This window comes from Azospirillum sp. BE72 (assembly GCF_031455875.1).
GTDB lineage: Bacteria > Pseudomonadota > Alphaproteobacteria > Azospirillales > Azospirillaceae > Azospirillum.
The window spans coordinates 50150-69041 of the sequence record NZ_JAVDTO010000022.1; the positions used below are offsets into that span (position 1 = coordinate 50150).

Annotated in this window: 19 protein-coding genes and 1 pseudogene; 5 read left to right on the plus strand and 15 right to left on the minus strand. The window is 68.6% G+C overall.

The features are described 5' to 3' along the window. Positions 1-57: 57 nt before the first annotated feature. Positions 58-453: pseudogene (locus J2Y49_RS29550) on the plus strand (DDE-type integrase/transposase/recombinase); the annotation flags it as partial. Positions 454-514: 61 nt separating this feature from the next. Further along, positions 515-1225 carry an IS6 family transposase gene (locus J2Y49_RS29555; RefSeq protein WP_409017930.1) on the plus strand — a complete coding sequence of 237 codons (711 nt, stop codon included), beginning with the start codon at positions 515-517 and terminating at the stop codon, positions 1223-1225. A 187-nt stretch (positions 1226-1412) separates the two neighbouring features. On the opposite strand, the gene J2Y49_RS29560 is transcribed toward J2Y49_RS29555, so the two are convergent. From J2Y49_RS29560 to J2Y49_RS29610, 11 genes are all read right to left on the minus strand, one after another. Next, positions 1413-2102, minus strand: coding sequence for a fumarylacetoacetate hydrolase family protein (locus tag J2Y49_RS29560; protein WP_310119113.1), 690 nt, complete (start codon positions 2100-2102; stop codon positions 1413-1415). A gap of 27 nt (positions 2103-2129) precedes the next feature. Then, entirely contained in the window at positions 2130-2768 is a 639-nt protein-coding gene (gene maiA / locus J2Y49_RS29565) for a maleylacetoacetate isomerase (protein WP_310119164.1), read from the minus strand. 10 nt (positions 2769-2778) lie between these two features. Then, positions 2779-3837: a gentisate 1,2-dioxygenase gene (gtdA, locus tag J2Y49_RS29570; protein WP_310119115.1), complete on the minus strand. Its 1059-nt coding sequence runs from the start codon at positions 3835-3837 to the stop codon at positions 2779-2781. 18 nt (positions 3838-3855) lie between these two features. Then, positions 3856-5046: a 3-hydroxybenzoate 6-monooxygenase gene (locus J2Y49_RS29575; RefSeq protein WP_310119116.1), complete on the minus strand. Its 1191-nt coding sequence runs from the start codon at positions 5044-5046 to the stop codon at positions 3856-3858. A gap of 31 nt (positions 5047-5077) precedes the next feature. Then, complete coding sequence (locus tag J2Y49_RS29580; protein WP_310119119.1) at positions 5078-5860, minus strand: SDR family oxidoreductase; 783 nt, start codon at positions 5858-5860, stop codon at positions 5078-5080. Positions 5861-5900: 40 nt separating this feature from the next. Then, positions 5901-7106 (minus strand): ABC transporter substrate-binding protein, encoded by a 1206-nt coding sequence (locus J2Y49_RS29585; RefSeq protein ID WP_310119120.1) that lies wholly within the window; start codon positions 7104-7106, stop codon positions 5901-5903. A 119-nt stretch (positions 7107-7225) separates the two neighbouring features. Continuing rightward, positions 7226-7924 carry an ABC transporter ATP-binding protein gene (locus tag J2Y49_RS29590; RefSeq protein ID WP_310119122.1) on the minus strand — a complete coding sequence of 233 codons (699 nt, stop codon included), beginning with the start codon at positions 7922-7924 and terminating at the stop codon, positions 7226-7228. Next, positions 7921-8634 (minus strand): ABC transporter ATP-binding protein, encoded by a 714-nt coding sequence (locus J2Y49_RS29595; protein WP_310119123.1) that lies wholly within the window; start codon positions 8632-8634, stop codon positions 7921-7923. Before J2Y49_RS29595 ends, J2Y49_RS29590 begins: the two co-directional genes overlap by 4 nt. Beyond that, positions 8631-9644 carry a branched-chain amino acid ABC transporter permease gene (locus tag J2Y49_RS29600; RefSeq protein ID WP_310119124.1) on the minus strand — a complete coding sequence of 338 codons (1014 nt, stop codon included), beginning with the start codon at positions 9642-9644 and terminating at the stop codon, positions 8631-8633. The genes J2Y49_RS29595 and J2Y49_RS29600 overlap by 4 nt, the downstream gene beginning before the upstream one ends. After that, positions 9641-10501: a branched-chain amino acid ABC transporter permease gene (locus tag J2Y49_RS29605; RefSeq protein ID WP_310119126.1), complete on the minus strand. Its 861-nt coding sequence runs from the start codon at positions 10499-10501 to the stop codon at positions 9641-9643. The genes J2Y49_RS29600 and J2Y49_RS29605 overlap by 4 nt, the downstream gene beginning before the upstream one ends. Positions 10502-10524: 23 nt before the next feature. After that, positions 10525-11274, minus strand: a complete 750-nt coding sequence (locus J2Y49_RS29610) for an SDR family oxidoreductase (RefSeq protein WP_310119128.1) — start codon at positions 11272-11274, stop codon at positions 10525-10527. A 407-nt stretch (positions 11275-11681) separates the two neighbouring features. On the opposite strand from J2Y49_RS29610, the gene J2Y49_RS29615 reads away from it, so the two are divergent. Beyond that, on the plus strand, positions 11682-12665 hold the full coding sequence (locus J2Y49_RS29615; RefSeq protein WP_310119130.1) for a 3-hydroxyacyl-CoA dehydrogenase NAD-binding domain-containing protein: 984 nt from the start codon (positions 11682-11684) through the stop codon (positions 12663-12665). 43 nt (positions 12666-12708) lie between these two features. Here J2Y49_RS29615 and J2Y49_RS29620 read toward each other — a convergent pair whose 3' ends face one another. Both J2Y49_RS29620 and J2Y49_RS29625 read right to left on the minus strand, forming a co-directional pair. Continuing rightward, positions 12709-14478: an FAD-dependent oxidoreductase gene (locus J2Y49_RS29620; protein ID WP_310119133.1), complete on the minus strand. Its 1770-nt coding sequence runs from the start codon at positions 14476-14478 to the stop codon at positions 12709-12711. Between the two features lie 40 nt (positions 14479-14518). Then, a complete protein-coding gene (locus tag J2Y49_RS29625; RefSeq protein WP_310119135.1) occupies positions 14519-15082 on the minus strand; it encodes a MarR family transcriptional regulator in 564 nt (187 codons plus the stop codon). A gap of 360 nt (positions 15083-15442) precedes the next feature. Here J2Y49_RS29625 and J2Y49_RS29630 point away from each other — a divergent pair, with 360 nt between their 5' ends. After that, a complete protein-coding gene (locus J2Y49_RS29630) occupies positions 15443-16498 on the plus strand; it encodes a Gfo/Idh/MocA family oxidoreductase (RefSeq protein ID WP_310119136.1) in 1056 nt (351 codons plus the stop codon). A 71-nt stretch (positions 16499-16569) separates the two neighbouring features. Here J2Y49_RS29630 and J2Y49_RS29635 read toward each other — a convergent pair whose 3' ends face one another. Next, positions 16570-16929, minus strand: coding sequence for an NIPSNAP family protein (locus J2Y49_RS29635; protein ID WP_310119138.1), 360 nt, complete (start codon positions 16927-16929; stop codon positions 16570-16572). A gap of 55 nt (positions 16930-16984) precedes the next feature. Continuing rightward, positions 16985-18214, minus strand: a complete 1230-nt coding sequence (locus J2Y49_RS29640; RefSeq protein WP_310119140.1) for an ABC transporter substrate-binding protein — start codon at positions 18212-18214, stop codon at positions 16985-16987. Between the two features lie 428 nt (positions 18215-18642). Here J2Y49_RS29640 and J2Y49_RS29645 point away from each other — a divergent pair, with 428 nt between their 5' ends. After that, positions 18643-18873 (plus strand): hypothetical protein, encoded by a 231-nt coding sequence (locus J2Y49_RS29645; protein ID WP_035684237.1) that lies wholly within the window; start codon positions 18643-18645, stop codon positions 18871-18873. Positions 18874-18892: the final 19 nt, after the last annotated feature.

Consider the following 18892-nt stretch of genomic DNA (forward strand, 5'->3'; position numbering starts at 1 on the left):
TGACAGAGTCGGGGACCGAAAGTTTCCCGCTCGGGAAGCCTGGCGCGGTTTCACCGGGGCCAGTACAGGTACCTGTGGACGGCCGTCGATGATGAGAGCGAGGTGTTGGAGGTTTTCATCCAGCGCCGACGGGGCAAGGCGGCGGCCGGCAAGCTGATGCGCACGCTGCTCAAGAAGCAGGGCTCTGCCCCGGCCTGGGTTTCCACCGACAAGCTGCGCTCCTATGGGGCTGCGTTTCGTGAGATCGGCCTGACGGCACACCATGAACAAGGCCGGCGCGAGAACAACCGGGCCAAAGTCTCGCACCAGCCGCTCCGGCGACGCGCAATGAAGATGCAGCGCTTCAAGTCTCTAGGCTCAGCCCAGCGCTTCGTCTCTCTGTACGCCGCCGTCAACAACACCTCCACCCCTCAGCGCCACCTGGTCTCCCGCCGCACCCTGCGCACCGTCCGGACGCAGACCATGGGCGTTGTCAGGTTGGCGTTGGTCGCTCCGGCGTGGCAGGCTGGCAAGCATGAGCACGACGTCCAATCCCTATCGCGGCTTCCGCTTTCCGGCCGAGATCATCAGCGAAGCGGTGTGGCTGTACCACTGCTTCAGCTTGAGCCTGCGCGAGGTCGAGCTGATGCTGGCGGCGCGCGGCATCGAGGTCAGTTACGAGACCATCCGGGAATGGGGTCTCCGGTTCGGGCGCGACTTCGCCAACACCCTCAAGCGCCGCCGCCCCAAGCCGGGCGACAAGTGGTTCCTGGATGAGGTCTTCATCCGCATCCGCGGCAAACAGCACTATCTCCGGCGCGCCGTTGACCAGAACGGGGTGGCGCTGGACATCTTGGTCCAGAGCCGGCGCAATACCAAGGCGGCCAAGCGCTTCTTCCGCAAATTGCTGAAAGGACTGCGCTATGCGCCACGGGTCGTGGTTACGGACAAGCTGAAATCCTACGCGGCAGCGAAGAGGGAGATGAAGCTCGGCAGCGAGCATCGGCAAAGTCGATACCTGAATAATCGCTGCGAAGTCTCGCATCAGCCGACCCGACGGCGCGAGCGGCAGATGAAGCGGTTCAAATCCTCCCGGCAGGCCCAGCGGTTTCTCTCCATCCACAGCCGGATCCACAATCACTTCCAACTGCGCCGCCACCTGATCTCTGCTTCCGAGTACCGCGCCGCCCGCGCTCGCGCCCTCGCCGGTTGGCGCGAGGTGACCGGCCTCGCCCAGGTCAGCTGACCAACGACCCAGCAGCGGGGCTGCTCGTCCTTATTGCGCCCTTGGTTGGTCAAGTTGACAACACCCGGCCAAGGGCGCTCTCCTCGACAATAGCCGGGGCATCCGCCGCCGGGGACCGTATGAAAAATCCCCGCCGATCGCAGATCGGCGGGGAGTGGAGGATGTCAGCCGAGGATCGGGAAGCCGGTCACGCGATGGTCAGGGCGATGCCGCCGACGCCGGCGACCGATCCTTCGATGCGGTCGCCGGTCTTGACCGCGCCCACGCCTTCCGGCGTGCCGGTGTAGATCAGGTCGCCCGGCTGCAGATGATAGAGGGTGGAGAGATGGGCGATCAGCTCCGGCACCGACCAGATCAGCAGGGTCAGGTCGGACGACTGCTTCGTCTCGCCATTGACGCGCAGTTCCAGCGTGCCGCTCGTCGGGTGGCCGCAATCGGCCACCGGCACGATCTCCGACAGTACGGCGGAGTCCTCGAAATCCTTGCCGATGTCCCAGGGCCGCTGCTTGGCGCGGGCGGCGAGCTGCAGGTCGCGCCGGGTCATGTCGAGGCCACAGGCATAGCCGTAAACCACGTCCAGCGCCCGTTCCCGCGCGATGCTGAATCCCGGCTTCCCGATGGCGACGACCAGTTCCATCTCGTAATGGTAGTTCTCGGTCGCCGGAGGATAGGCGACGGTCGCCCCGGACGGGACATAGGTGGAGGGGGACTTGGTGAAGTAGAACGGAGCCTCGCGGTCGACCTGCACGCCCATCTCGCGCGCATGAGCCTCGTAATTGCGGCCGACGCAGAAGATGCGGTTGATGGGGTAACGGGCGTCGGTGCCGCGAACCGGTGCGGCGGGGAGCGGTGCCGGATCGAAGACATAGCTGGTCAAGTCGATGCTTCCTTCAATGGAGTGGTGTCAGTCGGCGTCGGGCTGGCGGCCGGGTTCGGCGGCCTGGAAGGCGGGCAGGGCGCGCGCAGCCGCGACGATGCGGCGGATGGTGGGATAGGCGTCGAGCGGGCAGTTCATCCGCTCGGCATTGAAGACCTGCGGGACGAGGCAGATGTCGGCCAGCGTCGGCTGGTCGCCGAAGCAGAAGGCACCGGGCCGCGGGCTTGCCTCCAGCATCGCTTCCAGCCCGCGGAAACCCTCGGCCACCCAATGGGCGTACCAGGCGTTGCGGGCCGGCTCGTCCTGGCCCAGGCCGTCGCGCAGGTGGTTCAGGATGCGCAGATTGTTGACCGGATGGATGTCGCAGGCGACGGCCAGCGCCACCGACCGCACCCAGGCGCGGCCGTACGGATCGCCCGGCAGCAGCGGCGGCGCCGGGTGCGTTTCGTCCAGGTATTCGATGATGGCGAGCGACTGGGTCAGCGCCCTGCCGTCCTCGACCAGCGCCGGCACCAGCCCCATCGGATTGACGGCCAGATAGCCCGGCGAGGATTGCTCCTTCCGGCGCAGGTGGATGAAGTGCTGCTCCCCGGTCAGCCCCTTGAGGTTGAGCGCGATGCGCAGCCGGTAGGCCGCGGACGACCGGAAATAGCCGTAGACCTCCATCATCATCCGCTTAATCCTTCACGCGATTGCCGCGGTCCTCGCGCCACAGGCCGAGCTTCTGTTGGGCGATGCGGTCGGAATAGCTGAAGATCACCGCATCCTCACTGGCGTGATGGGTCACCCATTTCCAGCTCGGGGCCACGAACACGTCCTTCGGCCCCCAGGCGAAGGGTTGGCCGTCGATCGTGGTGGTGCCGCGCCCCTCGACCACCGCGAAGATGGTGGCGTCGGTGCTGCGGTAGGCGCTGGTGGCGAAATCCTTGGGCAGAAGCTGCATGAAGGCCGACATGGTCGGCATCGGCGAGCCGCCGTCCACCGGATTGACGAAGCGCATCTTCAGCCCGTGGCAGGGATCCCAGTCCTGCTGGCGGCGCATCGTCTCCAGCGCCTCGCGGGTGCGGGCGTAGGGATAGTTGAAGATGGGGGAGGAGGGCTGGTCCGCCTCGTAATCGACCGGCAGCATGTTGGCGCCGAACCGCGCCAGCGAATGGCCGACCGGCCGGGTCAGCGGCTGCTCGTCCTCCGGATAGGTTTCGGCGAAGGAGGCGTCGTAGAAGGAGACGGTCGGGATATCGAGCCCGTCGAGCCAGATCATCGGCTCGTCGCTGTGGTTGCCGTGATCGTGCCAGGCGCGCGGCGGCGTGATGACGAAGTCGCCGACCTGCATGATGGTGCGCTCCCCGTCCACCGAGGTGTGCGCCCCGGCGCCGTCCAGCACGAAGCGCACGGCCGACTGACTGTGGCGGTGGGCCGGCGCCACCTCGCCGGGCAATACCAGTTGAAGACCGGCATAGAGCGAGGTGGTGATGCGGTTCTGGCCGGGCATGCCGGGATTCTCCAGCATCAGCACGCGGCGCTCCGCCTCCTTGGCGGTGATGAGGGAGCCCGCCTCCAGCAGAAGCTCCTTCATCTCGGCGAAGTTCCACAGATGGGGCAGGCAGGCGCTGCGCGGCTCGCGGGTGATGATGGCGCCCATCACCGACCACAGAGGGTTCAGGTTGCGCTTGCTGATCTTGTCGTAATAGGCCTGCCGCTCGGGCGTGTCGGCGGGGGGTCCGGAAATCGACATGACGTTCGGTCCTTTCTGTCAGATGGCCGCGCCCAGGCCGGTCACGCCATAGAGCCAGGCGACGCGGTCGTAATGCTGTTCGCGGGTCGAATTGCCGAGAATGGCGTTGCGCAGCGCCGCCTGCCCGTTCGCGGGGTGGTAGACATATTCGCCCATCAGGCGGGAATTGAGCTGGACCCGGCCGGTGCGGGCGAAGCGGTCGCGGTTGTAGGCCGGAAAGGCCGCCTCCAGATCGCCCCCGGTTTCCGCCATGTGGTGGGAGAGGTTGACCGCGTCCTCCAGTGCCATGCAGGCGCCCTGGGCCAAATACTGCAGCATCGGGTGGGCGGCGTCGCCCAGCAGAACGACGCGGCCATCCACCCAGTTGGGCGTCGGATCGCGGTCGCACAGCACCCACAGCTTCCAGTTCTCGCCACGCTCGATGATCTGCTTGGGACGGTCGGCGATGTGGCTGAAGCCCTCGTACACCACTTCCCTCGTCACGGGCACGCCGGCCACCGCCTCGGCGGCGTCGTTGTGGCAGGTGACGACGAGGTTGAACACCTTGCCGCCCTTCAGCGGGTAATGGACGATGTGGCATTTCGGGCCGGCCCACAGCGTCGCCGCGTTCCAGCGCAGATCCTCCGGCATCTGCTCGGTCGGGATCACCGAGCGGAAGGTGGTGTGTCCCGACACGCGCGGCTGGGCATCGCCGACCACCTGCGCCCGCACCTTGGAGCGCAGCCCGTCGGCGCCGATCAGCGCCGAGCCGGTCAGCCGCCCGCCGTTGCCGAGCGTCACGGTTACGGACGCGCCGTCCTGCTCGTAGCGCTCCACCGACGAGCTGGTGCGCAGCTCGATCAGGTCGCTGGTCCGACAGGCGTCGAGCAGCACCATGTGCAGGTCGGCGCGGTGGACGACGGCATAGGGATTCTTGAAGCGCCGGCGGAACGGCTCATCGAGCGGGATGGCGGCGATGCGCTCGTCGCGGATGGCGTCCATCAGCACCAGATGGTCGATGTAGACGGCCTTGGCCCGCGCGGCGTCGCCGACGCCGAGATAATCGAAGGCGTGGAAGGCGTTGGGGCCGATCTGGATGCCGGCGCCGATCTCCCCCAGTTCGGGGGCCTGTTCGAGCACGATCGAGCGGAAGCCCTTGCGGGCCAGCCCCAGCGCGGCGGCCAAACCGCCGATGCCGCCTCCGGCAATCAGGATGGGACGGTCGGGCATGTGTGTGTTCCTCTGCGTGATCTCTGGTCTTTCACAGCGTGGCGAGCAGCCCGCCGTCCACGGGGATGACCTGTCCGTTGATGAAGCCGCCGGCGGGGCCGGCGAGGAAGACCGCCACCCCGGCGATGTCGTCGGGCGTTCCCCAGCGGCGGGCCGGTACGTCGCTCTCGATGTAGCTCTGGAAGGCCGCGTTCTCCTGCATCGCCACGGTGAAGCCGGTGGCGACGAAACCGGGGGCGATGGCGTTGCAGGAGATGCCGAGCGGCCCGTACTCCACGGCCAGCGCCCGCGTCATGGCGGCCAGCCCGCCCTTTGCGGTGCCATAGGCGCTGATGGTGCCGCGCGAGCCGAACGCCGCGACCGACGACATCAGCACGATGCGCCCGCTGCGCCGCTCCACCATCGTCGGCAGCACCGCCTGGCAAAGGTTGAAGGCGCCGTCGACGTGGGTCCGCCACAGCGCCGCCCATTCCTCCGGCCGGTAGTCCAGGAACGGCTTGCGGTTCTGGTTGCCGGCGTTGCTGAACAGGCTGTCGATGCGGCCCCAGCGGTCGAGCACCGCCGCGACGCCGGCCCGCGCCGCCGCCGGATCGGTGACGCTGAAGGGCACGGCCATCGCTTCCAGCCCCTCGTCGCGCAGGGTGGCCGCGGCCTGTTCCGACCGATCCGCGTCGAGGTCGTTGATGGCGACGCGGGCGCCGGCACAGGCCGCGGCGCGGGCGGCGGCGAAGCCGATGCCGCCCGCGCCGCCGGTGACGAGAAAGACCGAACCGCCGAGCCCGAAGCGGCTTTCCAGAAATGCCTGAGCGGACATGCGCCGGCTCCTGTCGGTTGAAGGGAGAGCGTGGGGACGGTCAGAGCTTCTGCAGCTTGCAGGCGCCCGACGGGGCGGGGGTCGCCTGCTCGGCCGGGAAGGACATCGTCACCAGGGGGCGCAGCTTGCCGTCCACCTCGGCGACATGGCCGAAATAGTTGGGCAGGATCAGCTGGTTGTCCTCCGGCCGGAAGGCCACCGTGCCGAGGATGGTGTTGAAGCTGGCGCCGCTCATCGCGCGGGCGATGTCGATCGGCTTGACGCTCTTGGCCTTCTCCACCGCCTGGAAGATGACCTGCATGCCGAGATAGGTCTCGCCCTCGAAGTTGGAAGGCAGGTCGCCGTTGTAGTGCTTGGCCCAGGCGTCGGCGAAGCGCTTGTTCTCCGGCGTGTCGAGGGTCGAGCTGTAGTTGATGATGCCGTGGATGCCCTTGGCGGTTTCGCCCATCGCCTGCACCGTATTGTCGGTGACGAAGCTGACCCCGGCGGTGAAGACGCTGTCGAGCAGGCCGAACTGGCGCGCCTGGGTGGCGAAGCTGACGGCGTCGCGGCCGGCCAGCGCCACCCACAGCCCTTCGGCGCCCGACGCCTTGATCTGCTGGATGTAGGCGGCGTAGTCGGTGGCACCCAGTGGCGGATAGACTTCGGCGACGACCGTCTTGCCGTTGGCTCCGGCGGCCTCCTTGAAGCCGGCGCCGGAGCCGCGGCCCCAGGCGCCGTCCATGCCGATGATCGCCCACTTCTGTTCCTTGCGGCCGGCGAGCCACGGCTTGACCACCGCCGCGTCCTGCGCGTCCTGGTGGTTGACGCGGAAGGCACGGCGGACGCAGGCGTCGCCGGTGATCTTGTCGCTCTTGGTGACGGTGGCGACGTACAGCGCGTCCCAGCGGTCGAGCATCGGCGCGATGGCCAGCGCCTCGCCCGACGCGATGACGCCGGTCAGCACCTTGTAGCCTTCCAGCGCCAGCCGTTCGGACTGCTTGCGGGCGAGGTCGGGCTTGGCTTCGGTGTCGAGGAACTTGGCCTCGACCTTGTGGCCGGCGACGCCGCCCTTGGCATTGGCCTCGGCGATGGCGAACTCAACGGCCCGCTTGGCCTGGTTGCCGAGGTCGGCGTAGGTGCCGGACATGGCGGTCGGCACGCCGATCTTCAGCATGTCCTGCGCGTGGGCGGTGCCGGACAGGGCGAGGGCCAGCGCGCTGGCAGCGCCGAGGGCGCGAAGCTTGAGGCTGTTCGTCCTGGTCATCGTTTCCTCCATGTTCTGTTCGTTGATCGTTTTGCGCGCACCGTCCCCCGCCCCCTTGAGAGAGGGGGTGCATCGAAGCGGCGAGCATGGGGACGGGGGCGATGGGGCGGGAAAGGGCGTTACACCGCGATGTGCTTCTTCAGGCTTTCCTTGGTCAGGGCGGCCATCGCGCCCTGTTCCGCCACCTCGCCCTTGGACAGCACGTAGTAGCGTTCGGCCACCCGGCGGACGAGGCTGTAGTTCTGTTCGATGATCAGCAGGCTGGTGCCGCCCGCCGCGACCTGCCGCAGATTCTCGGCCAGCTCGTCGACGATGACTGGGGCCAGCCCTTCGCTGGGCTCGTCGAGCACCAGGAGATGCGGGTTCGCCATCAGGGCGCGGCCGATCGCCAGCATCTGCTGCTGTCCGCCCGACAGCGCGGTTCCCGGCGTGTCGGCCCGCTCCTTGAGGATCGGGAACATTGCGAAGATGCGCTCGATGCTCCAGGCCCCCTTGCGGCGGACGGCGGCGCCGAGGATCAGGTTCTCGCGCACCGTGAGGTTGGGGATGATGCAGCGCCCCTGCGGCACGACCGAGATGCCCGCCCGCGCCGCGGTGAAGTGGCGGATGTCGTCCACCGCTTTGCCCGCCAGACGGATTTCGCCCTGCATGCGCCGGGCGATGCCGAGGAAGGCGTTGACGATGGTCGTCTTGCCGACCCCGTTGCGGCCCAGGACGGCCACCCGCTCGCCGGCGCCTATGTGCAGATCCAGGTCGTGCAGGATGCGGGCGCCGCCATAGCCGGCGATGACATTGCTGAAGGCCAGAAGTTCGCTCATGCCGCACTCCCGAGATAGGCGGTGATGACATCCGCCGAGCGCCGGATCTCGTCGGGCGTGCCCTCGGCCAGGACGCGGCCCAGCTGCAGGACGGTGATGCGGTCGCAGATGGAGAAGACCACCTCCATGTCATGCTCGACGAGCAGCACCGTGACCTTCCAGCGCTGTGCCAGATCGCGCAGCAGGGTGGCCAGCCCCAGCGATTCCCGCATCGACAGCCCCGCCGCCGGTTCGTCGAGCAGCAGAACGCGCGGCCGTCCGATCAGCGCCAGCGCCAGATCCAGCCGGCGCTGCTCGCCGTAGGCGATGTCGCGCGCCCGCGCGGCGCCGAGTTCGCTCAGGCCGAGCTCGTCCATCACCTCCTCGACGTTGGGCTTCTCGGCCTTGCGGGCGGCGATGTCGAGCTGTTCGCGCACCGACAGTTCGGGGAAGATGTTGGTCTTCTGGAAGGAGCGGGCCATGCCCTGGCGGCGGCGCTCCTGCGCGCCCAGTGCGCCGATGTCGCGGCCGTCCATCTTCACCTGGCCCGACCAGACGGCGGCCCGGCCCGACAGCACGTCGATCAGCGTCGATTTGCCGGCACCGTTCGGGCCGATCAGGCCGCGGATCTCGCCGTGGGGAACCGCGATGTCCACCTTGTTCACCGCGAAGAAGCCGCCATAGGGCCGGGTCAGCGCCGTTCCCTCGATGGCATAGGCGCCGCCGCTCATGCTCCACCTCCCGTCCTGCGCAGGCGTTCGAAGAGTTCGGTCAGGGTGCCGGCGATGCCGGCGGGCATCAGCACCGTCACGACGATCACGGTGGCGCCGATCATCGCCGGCCAGTGCTCGGTCAGGTTGCCGGCCAGGTCCTTGAGGAAGAAGAAGATCACAGCGCCCAGCGCCGGTCCCCACAGCAGCCGGGAACCGCCGATGACCGCCATGATCAGCGCCGAGCCGGACAGGCTCCAGTGCAGCACCTCGGGCGAGACGAAGCCGTTGTAGAGCGCGAAGAGAAGCCCGGCCAGCGCCGCCACGAAGGCGGAGATGGCGTAGGTCACGGCACGCGGCAGCACCGTGCGGTAGCCGATGAAGCGGGCGCGCTCCTCGTTCTCGCGGATCGCCTCGGTCAGCCGGCCGAACGGGCTGCGCACGGTGACGTAGAGCCCGAAGATCACCAGCGCCAGCATGCTCCAGCACAGGACGAACATCGTGTCGGGCTGTTGCACGGTGGAGATCGGCAGGCCGAACAGGGTGTCGGGCAGCGGGATGGCGAAGCCGTCGTCTCCGTTGGTGACGCCCTGCGCCTTCATCGAGAATTCGTGGAAGGCCTGCCCGACGGCCAGGGTCAGCATCGAGAAGGCGACGCCGGGAACCCGCACGATCACCAGCCCGAGCAGGAGGGCCGTCACCGTCGGCACGGCGAGCGCCAGCACCAGCGCCAGCTCCGCCGATACCACCTCGTGGCGCAGCAGCAGGCCGAAGCAGTAGGCCGACACCCCGTACCAGGCGGCGTGGCCGAAGCTGACGACGCCGTTCTGGCGGATCAGGAAGCCGACGCCGACCGCCAGCATCCCGCCGATCACCGCCTGCGTCAGCAGCGTCAGCACGAGCACCGAGGCGACCACCGCCGGAAGGCCGAAACCGACGGCCAGCGCCAGGGCAAGCAGCAGCCAGGACAGGTGCGACAGGCGGGGAGGGGCGATGCGGGTGCCGGTGAGGTTCATGGTCGCGCGGCTCATACGTGGCTCCCTGCGAATCCGGTCGGGCGCCACACCAGGACCGCGACCATCAGGAGGAAGGGCACCATCGTCGCCGCCCAGGGGACGTAGATGATGCCGAGATTGTGGATCTGGCCGATGGCGAGCGCGGCGATCAGCGCGCCGGAGAAGCTGCCGAGCCCGCCGACCACCACGACGATGAAGGATTCGATCAGGATCGATCCGCCCATCGACGGCGACAGCGCCAGCAGCGGGGCGGCGATGGTGCCCGACAGGCCGGCCAGCGCGGTGCCGACGGCGACGACCAGCGCGCTGACCCGGTCGGTGTTGACGCCCTGCACCGCCGTCGTCACCGGATCGACGCTGGAGGCGCGGACGAACAGCCCGACCCGGCTGAAGCGCAGCCACAGCGCCAGCCCGATGCCGACCGCCGCGGCGACGGCGATCACCAGCAGCCGGTAGGTCGGGAAGGGTTCGCCCAGGATGTTGACACTGCCCGCCAGCATCTCCGGCAGCGGCATGGAATGCGTTTCCTTGCCCCAGACGGTGTGGGCGAGATCCTCCAGGATCAGCAGCAGCCCGAAGGTGACGAGCACGGTGGCGATGGGATCCTGGCGGCGCAGCGGCCGGAACACCGACACGTCGAGCAGCGCGCCCGCCATCGCCAGCACCACGGCGGCGCCCAGGATGCCGGCCCAGAAGCCGGCGATCAGCGAAATGCTGAAGCCGACATAGGCGCCGATCATGAACAGGCTGCCATGGGCGAAATTCACCACCCGCCGCAGGCCGAAGATCAGCACCAGCCCGACCGACACGATGAAGAGCAGGCCCCCGTAGACGAGGCCGTTGAGGACCTGGATCAGCAATGCGTTCGCCATCTTGGCGGATCCTTTCGTGCCGGTCAGCGCAGGTAGGCGCCGCCGTTGACGTCGAGCACGACCCCGCTGAGGAAGGAGGCCGCGGGCGAACAGAGGAAAGCGATCGGCCAGGCGATCTCGTCCGCCGAGGCCACGCGGGGCACCAGTTGCGCCGCGACCGCCGGGGCGGGCTGGCCGGCGATCATCGCCGTCGCCGTGGCGCTGGGGGCGACCGCGTTGACGCAGACGTCGGGCGACGCGCGGCGGGCCAGCCAGCGGGTAAAGGCGTGGACGCCGCCCTTGGAGACGACGTAATGCGCCCCGGTGGTCGACAGGGTGCCGCCCGTCCAGCCGGCGACCGAGCCGATCAGCACGATCCGCGCGCCGCCTCGCGTCCGCATCCCCGGCAGGAAAGCGCGGGCGAACTGCATCGGCGCCAGCAGGTTGACGTGGATGATCTCGTGGAAGGAGTTCTCCCACTCCAGCGAGTCCCAATCGTCGAAGGCGATGGCCCCGGCGTTCAGCACCAGCCCGTCGACTCCGCCGACCGTTTCGGCCAGCGCGTCGATGGCGGCGCGGTCGCGAACGTCGCAGACATGGGCGCTGGCCCCGGCGCCGACCGGCGCCAGTTCCTCCGCCAGGGCCGAGCAGTCGCGGATGTCGGTCAGCACCAGTTCGGCGCCCAACTGTGCGCAGGCCCTCGCCGTGGCTGAGCCGATGCCGCCGGCCGCCCCGGTGATGAGCACGCGCTTGCCCTTCAACGCGAAGGGTGTCGAACCGAGTGGAAACGTCATGGCGTCCCTTTCCCTCTGTTTTTCCGCGGAGCTTCGCCCAAGGGGCAGGGAAGGCGTCCGGCATCCGGCCTGTCGCCGCGCCTGTGGGCCCATCCGGCAGAGGAACCGTCGTCCCCGGTCGCGCCTTGGCTGTCCGCTTGTCTCTGGAAGACCGTCTTTGAAAGGCCACCCGCTGAACGGCCGCCGATCCGATCGGCGATGCACCGGCTGCCGCGTTACGCGGGCGAGTTCGTAAGTATGCTGTCAGAAAGCTATCTGTCAGTAAGTGTACTGTCAATCAGCTTTTTGGAAGATCGGTTCAGCGGAATGTCAATGCGGCGGATCGACGCCTGAGGGGTAGGATCGGTCTATTCCCCGGAAACCCCCTTCCACTCACAAGCCCTTCCACTCACAAGCAGGAGTCCTCCATGAACCGCGCGTTCAGCCATGACGCCGCGTCCATCGGCATCGTCGGGGCCGGCACCATCGGAGCGAGTTGGGCCGCCCTTTTCCTTGCCACCGGACGGCGCGTGACGGTGGTCGATTCCGACCCGCAGGCGATGGCCCGCCTGCGCCCCGCCATCGAGGCGGCGGCCGGCGATCTGGCGGCGCTCGGCGTCGGCGATCCGCGCAGTCATTGGGATCGGCTGACCGCGGCCGGCGGCGACTGGGACGCGCTGGCCGCCGTCGATCTGGTCCAGGAGAACGGGCCGGAATCGCCGGCCGCCAAGCGCGCCATCTATGCCGCCGTCGAGGCGGTGGTGCCGCCCGATACCCTGATCGCGTCGAGCACCTCCGGCCTGATGCCGAGCGACCTGCAGGACGGGGCCCGCCATCCCGACCGGATCCTGATCGGCCATCCCTTCAACCCTCCGCATCTTCTGCCGCTGGTCGAACTGGTGCCGGGCCGCCAGACGGCGCCCGAGGCGGTGGTGGCGGCGGAAGCGGTCTATTGTGCGGTCGGCAAGGTGCCGGTGGTGCTGCGGCGGGAGATCGCCGGCCATCTGGCGACCCGGCTGGTGGCGGCGCTGTGGCGCGAAGCGGTCTATCTGGTGGAGCAGGGCGTCTGCGATCTCGACGACATCGACCGCGCCATCGCCGCCGGGCCGGGACCGCGCTGGGCGGTGCTGGGGCAGGGGCTGTCCTACCATCTGGGAGGCGGGGCGGGCGGGCTGGCCCGCTTCTTGGAGGTGTTCGACGCCCCCATCCGCTCCTGGTGGGGCGATCTCGGCACCCCGGTCTTCGACGCCGACAGCAAGCGGGCGCTGGTCGCCGGAGCCGAGGCGTTGGAGGCGTCGGTCGGCGGGCGCGAGGCGCTGATCCGCCAGCGCAACGAGGCGCTGCTCGCCGTTCTGCGGGCGCCGGGTCCGCTCTCGGCCCGGCTTCCCGGTGGAGGGCGGACGCCGGACTGACGCCCGCCCGGGGTGACGCGGTTTCGGATCGGAGCGGGCGGCGTCAGCGCGCCGCCGCCCGCTCCTCCCGGTCCAGCTCCTCAGCGGCTCCGGTCGCCCCGCCGGCGGCACCGCTCTTGCCCGCCGCATGCATGGCGACCCGGTAGGCGAAGACCAGAGCCGGCCCGAGCGTCGTCCCCGGACCGGGATAGGTGCCGGCCATGATCGAGGCCATGTCGTTGCCGCAGGCGTAGAGCCCCGGAATCGGGTCGCCGGCTTCGCCCAGCACCTGTCCGTCGGCATCCGTCGCCAATCCGGCGCTGCAGGCGATCTCCGCCGGCCAGACCGCGACGGCGACGAAGGGGGCCGTCTCGATCGGCTTGAGGCAGGGGTTGGGGCGGTTCTCCGGGTCGCCGTTGAAGCGGTTCAGTTCGCTGTCGCCCTTGCCGAAATCCAGGTCGCTGCCGGTCAGCGCGAAGCCGTTGTGCCGGCGAACGCTGTCCGCCAGCCCGGCCGGATCGACGCCGATCTTGCGCGCGAGATCCTCCAGTGTGGGGGCGGTGGTCAGATAGCCGCTCCTCTCGTGCGGCGCCAGATTGCGGGTGCCGGGATGCACCACGCCGATGCCATATTTGGCGACGAAGGCGGCATCGCAGATCAGCCAGGCCGGCATGGTCGGCACCAGCTTGTGCGTTTCGAACATGGCTTCCACGAAGTCGTGGTAGGAGGCGCCCTCGTTCACGAAGCGCCGGCCGGCGGCGTTCACCGCGATCAGGCCGGGCTTGGCGCGGTCCAGCGCCAGATGGGGGAACAGCCCCCTCCAGGTCCCCGTCCTGCGCGTCACCGAAACCGGCGTCCAGAAGGCGCCGCCGCGATGCTGGTCGCCGTCGATCCTCGCGCCGATGGCCTGGGCCAGGGTCAGGCCGTCACCGGTGTCGGTTTCGCAGGCCAGCGAATGGACGGGAACCGGCTGCGGCATGAAGGCCTTGCGGAACTCGGTGTTGTGGGCGAAGCCGCCGGTCGCCAGCACCACCCCCTTGCGGGCCCGCACCCGCAGCGCCCGGCCGTTGCTTTCCACCACCGCGCCGACGACGCGGCCGCCCTCGCGCACAATCTCGCGGATGGCGGTGTCGAGCCGGATCGGCACCTTGTGCTTGCGCAGGCTGTAGAACAGGCGGGCCACCAGCGCGTTGCCCATGACGATGCGCGTGCCGCGCGGATGTTTCAGCCGGTCGGACAGGTAGCGCAGGAACAGCTTGACCGAATGGGTGAAGTTGGCCGCCGACCTGAAGCGGCCGATCAGGCGGGGGATGTCGTCCTTGCCGACCATCATGCCGCCGAAGATCATGAACTCGCCGATGGGCGGCCGGACCAGCCGGAAATCCTCGCCGAGCAGGCGGCCGTCGAACGGCTTGGGGACGATCGCCCGTCCGGTGACAGCCGCGCCCGCCATGTTCTGCTGATAGTCGGGATGGCGCCCGCAGGGCAGGAACTGGACGTCGGTGCGGGTGTCGTAATAGTCGATCGCCGCCGGCCCGGTTTCCAGATAGACGCTGCGCAGGTCGCGTCCCTTGGTGCCGCCGACCAGCCGGTCCATGTAGATCTCCGCCTGCTCGGGGCTGTCGTCGTAGCCGGCCCGCCGGCTTTGCGTGTTGCCGGGAATCCAGAGCGTTCCGGCGGAGGTGGAGGCGGTGCCGCCAATCTGCTCCGACTTCTCGCAGACCATCACCTCCAGCCCTTCCAGTGCGCCGACCAGGGCGGCGGCCATGCCGCCCGGCCCGGCGCCGGCCACGAGAAGATCGACCTCGGCATCCCACGCGGTAACTTGTGCCATTCCGTATGCTCTCCGTTTCCTCCCGCGCGGTCGAAGGCTGTTATCGTCGCTTGACCTTCCGACCGGCTGCGGCCTTGCCGCGTTTCGTGTTTCCATCGGTGACGGCGGGCGGTGCGCCCGTGTCCTCGGCCGCCGCCTCGCGGTCGACGACCAGCCGCAGCGACGATGGCAGGGTGTCGTTGTGCAGGTTGACCAGCTGGATCAGGAGCTGGATGAGGGTCTTGCGGTCGGCCGGCCGCAGAGGTTCCAGGATGCGCTCCTGCACCCGCTCGACCGCCGCCGTCACTGTGATCAGCATGTCCCTGCCGGCCGGCGACAGGTACAGGAGCTTGATCCGCTTGTCCTCCTCGCTCGGGCGGCGATAGATGAGGTCCTTGGCCTCCAGCCGCTCGATCACGCCGCCGAGCGTGGAGCGGTCGAAGGCGATGAGGCCCGAAAGCCGGGTGGCGTCCACCCCCGGATTCCCGTCGATGGCGACCAGAGCCGCATATTGAACCGACGTGAGATCGTAGACCGCGCACTCCTCCGTAAAGAGGGCTGTCGAGATCTGCTGGGCCCGCCGGAGAAGATGTCCCGGTTTGGCGTAGAGTTCATCCATGGCCATGCGCGTACCTGTCGATCCTGTTCATGTTGCGGTGATACTCCCATACGGAAGCCGTCGGTAGCACAACCCGCATGACCCGCGTGCGTCTCCTTTCGCAATCCCAACCACAATCCTATCGTAGCCCGGAAAGACGCCAGGGAACCGTCGGCCGGCAGACAGTCCGCGATGCCGGCGATATTGACAGCTAACAATCAGTATGTAAGCTGATATTACGTATGCTGTCAATTGACGCGATGCGTCCGCCACATCTCCCAACCCGCCCTGTGCAACCGGTGCTGCCCGGCCGCGGCGGAACTTCCTGGGACCGGGCCGGATCATCGCTTTCCCGCCCGCCACCGGGCCCCCATCGAGGATCCTCACATGTCTCCTCTTCGCATCGCCGTCGCCGGTGCCGGCGTCATCGGCAAGACGCATATCGAGGCCATGGCCGAAGCCCGGCGGGACGGGTATCCCTGCCAACTGGCGGCCATCGTCGATCCGGGCGATGAGGCCCGTGCGCTCGCCGAACGGCACGGCGTGCCGCATCATCCCGACATCGGCTCGCTGCTGGACTCCGGCATGTTGCCGGACGGGATCGTCGTCGCCACCCCGAACGCCACCCATGCGCCGATCGGCATCGCCTGCGTCGAGCGCGGCATCCCGGTCCTGGTGGAAAAGCCGATCGCCGACACGGTGGAAGCGGCAAGGCGGCTGACGGATGCCGCCGGACGGGCCGGCGTGCCGCTGCTGGTCGGCCATCACCGCCGCCACAACCCGATCCTGCGGACGGCCCGCGAGGTGATCGGGCGCGGCGATCTCGGCGCGCTGGTGACGGCGACGATCCTCTACACCTTCCTCAAGCCCGACGGCTATTTCGATGCCGCCTGGAGGCGGGAGGAGGGCGGCGGCCCGATCCTGATCAACTTGATCCACGAAATCGACACCCTGCGCTTCCTGTGCGGCGACATCGGGAGCCTGCAGGCGGCCAGCTCCAACCGGACCCGGGGCTTCGCGGTGGAGGACACCGCCGCGGTGCTGCTGCGGCTGCGCAACGGGGCGCTGGCGACCGTCAGCCTGTCGGACGCCGCCGCGACGCCGTGGAGCTGGGACATGACCGCCGGCGAAAGCCCGCAATTCGCCCGCCAGCATGTCCCCACCCATTTCTTCTCGGGAACCCACGGCTCGCTGACGGCGCCGACCCTCGAACTCTGGCGCTACGAGGGCGGGCGCGGCTGGCTCGACCCCTTCACCCGGACGGCGCTGCCGCTGAAGCCCGGCAATCCCTACGCCCTGCAGCTTGCCCATTTCGCCCGCGTGATCCGCGACGGGGAGGCACCGCTGGCCGACGGAGCGGACGCCACCGAAACCTTGCGCGCCACCCTGGCGGTGAAGGAGGCGGCGGCGACCGGCCGACCGGTCCGGCTGTTCGATGCCTGATCTGGCGGCCTGAGCGGGAAGGGCTGCGCGTCGCCGTGCAGCCCTTCCGGTGCCCGTCCGCCGTTCCCGGATCAGGCCGGCGCGGTGCCGGGCTGCCCGGTCGTGACCGGCAGCTCGCGGATGGGCGAGAAGGCGGTCGGATACATGATCCGGTTCTCCATGGTCATGATCATCGGGCGGATCTTCGCCAGACAGCCCTGCCATTGCGGGTTCTCGGCCAGACGCGCCCGCCTTGCGCGGCGGTCCTCCAGGTCGGCATAGGCCCAGAGATGGACGAGCTGGTTCTGGGTGCCGAACTCGGTCACGAAATAGCCGAGGAAACCGCCGAGGATCGGCTTCTGCGCCGGCAGACCCTCCGTCTCGTAGATGCGCAGATATTCGGCGAGGCTTGCGCCGGTGTGCAGGACGTAGGTGCGTTCTTCGACGACCACTTGAGACTCCCTGTCGATGCTGTGCCGATGTCGGCGAAGGCCGGCGGTGCCGGCGTCACTGCTTGGCGACGAGGCTGCAGGCGGGGTCCAGCGGCTTCCACGCCTCTTCCGCCGGAATGGTCGAGGCCAGCTTGTAATAGTCCCAACGCCCCTTCGATTCCTGCGGCGTCTTGACCTGGAACAGGTACATCGGATGCAGCTTGCGCCCGTCGATGCGGATCGATCCCTGGCCGTAGGCGTCGTCGTCGGTCGGCAGCTCCTTCATCCGGGCGACCACCGCGCGGCCGTCGGCATCGCTGCCCAGCGACTTGACCGCCTTCAGGTAATGCGTCACCTGCGAATAGACCGAGGCCTGATAGGCGGTCGGCATCTTGCCGTGCCGTTCCATGAAGCGCTTGGAGAAGGCGCGGGTCCTGTCGTTCAGGTCCCAATAGAACGGAACGCTGAGCAGGGTTCCCTGCGCCGCATCCAGCCCGAGCGAATCGATGTCGGTCAGATAGACGGTCAGGCCGGCGAAGCGCTGGCCGCCGTCGAGGATGCCGAACTCCTTGCCCTGCTTCACCGTGCTGGTGAAGTCGGCGGTGGCGTTGGCCAGCCCGATCACCTTCGCTCCCGATCCTTGCGCCTGCAGCAGGTAGGACGCGAAATCGGCCGAGTTCAGCGGGGCCCGCACCGACCCGACCACCGTGCCGCCGGACTGCTTCACGATGTCGCCGGCCTGCTTCTCCATGTCGTGGCCGAAGGCGTAGTCGGAGGTGATGAAGAACCAGGAGCTTCCGCCCTGCTTGACGACGGCGCGCGCGGTGGCGTTGGCCAGCGCATAGTTGTCGAACGCCCAATGAACATGGTTGGGGGTGCAGGAATCGCCGGTCAGCCGGTTGGTGTTGGAGCCGGACACGATGGCGACCTTGTTCTTGTCGCGGGCGATCTCGATCACCGCCAGCGCGACCGAGGAGTTGGCGATCTCCGCGATCATGTCGACGCCCTGGACGTCGTACCATTGCCGCGCGATGGCGGCGCCGATGTCGGGCTTGTTCTGGTTGTCGGCGGCGACCACCTCGATCGGCGTGCCGCCGATGCTGCCGCCGAAATCCTCCACCGCCATGCGGGCGGCAATCACCGATCCCTGGCCCATGATGTCGGCATAAAGGCCGGTCTGGTCGTTGAGGACGCCGATGCGGACCACATTGCCGGTGTAGGCGGCCGATGCAGAGCCGCTGGCCGGGGGGCAGAGGGTCAGGCCCAGGGCCAGACCCAGCGCCAATGCCGGGGCGCGCGTGTTCATGATGTCCCTCCCACGGATCGTCTGTTTTTGCATGGCGGCGGGCGCGGGGGCCGGATCGGGCGGTTTCACCAGCCCTGTCGAACCGGTTCGGGTCCGGATCGCGAACCGCCCGACCGCACGCCACTGGATCGTTCCACGCATATTGACAGTATGCGTATAATCAGTGTACATTATGGTTGTGGGCTGTCAATAATCAGGTATGCGGCGTTTCCCGCTGTCCCATCGGCCGGGCCCGAATGGGGACCGGCCGGGGAGCCGGGCAGGGAGCCCCGCCCGGCGTGTCCGGCCACCGGCCACCGGCCACCGGCCACCGGCCACCGGCCACCGGCCACCGGCCACCGGCCACCGGCCACCGGCCACCGGCCACCGGCCAGCGACCGCCGTTCCGGCGCCGCCGCACCATCACCGCAAACTCGGGATCAGGGACCATGTCGCCAGAACAGAACTATCCGGCGGTTCGCTTCGTCGTCCAATACGGCTTTTGGCTGGCCGTCGTCGCCGGGCTGGCTCCGCTCTTCGTGGCGGCGGTGGCGCTGCTGTCCGGCTGGGGCGGCGGGGCCGCGCTGGTCCTGGCGCTGAGCGCTCCGCTGCTGTTCCTGGTGATGAAGGCGTTCGCGGAACTGGTCGCCATCATCTCCGACATGCTGCTGCCGAAATGATGCCCGGATAGCCGCCGGA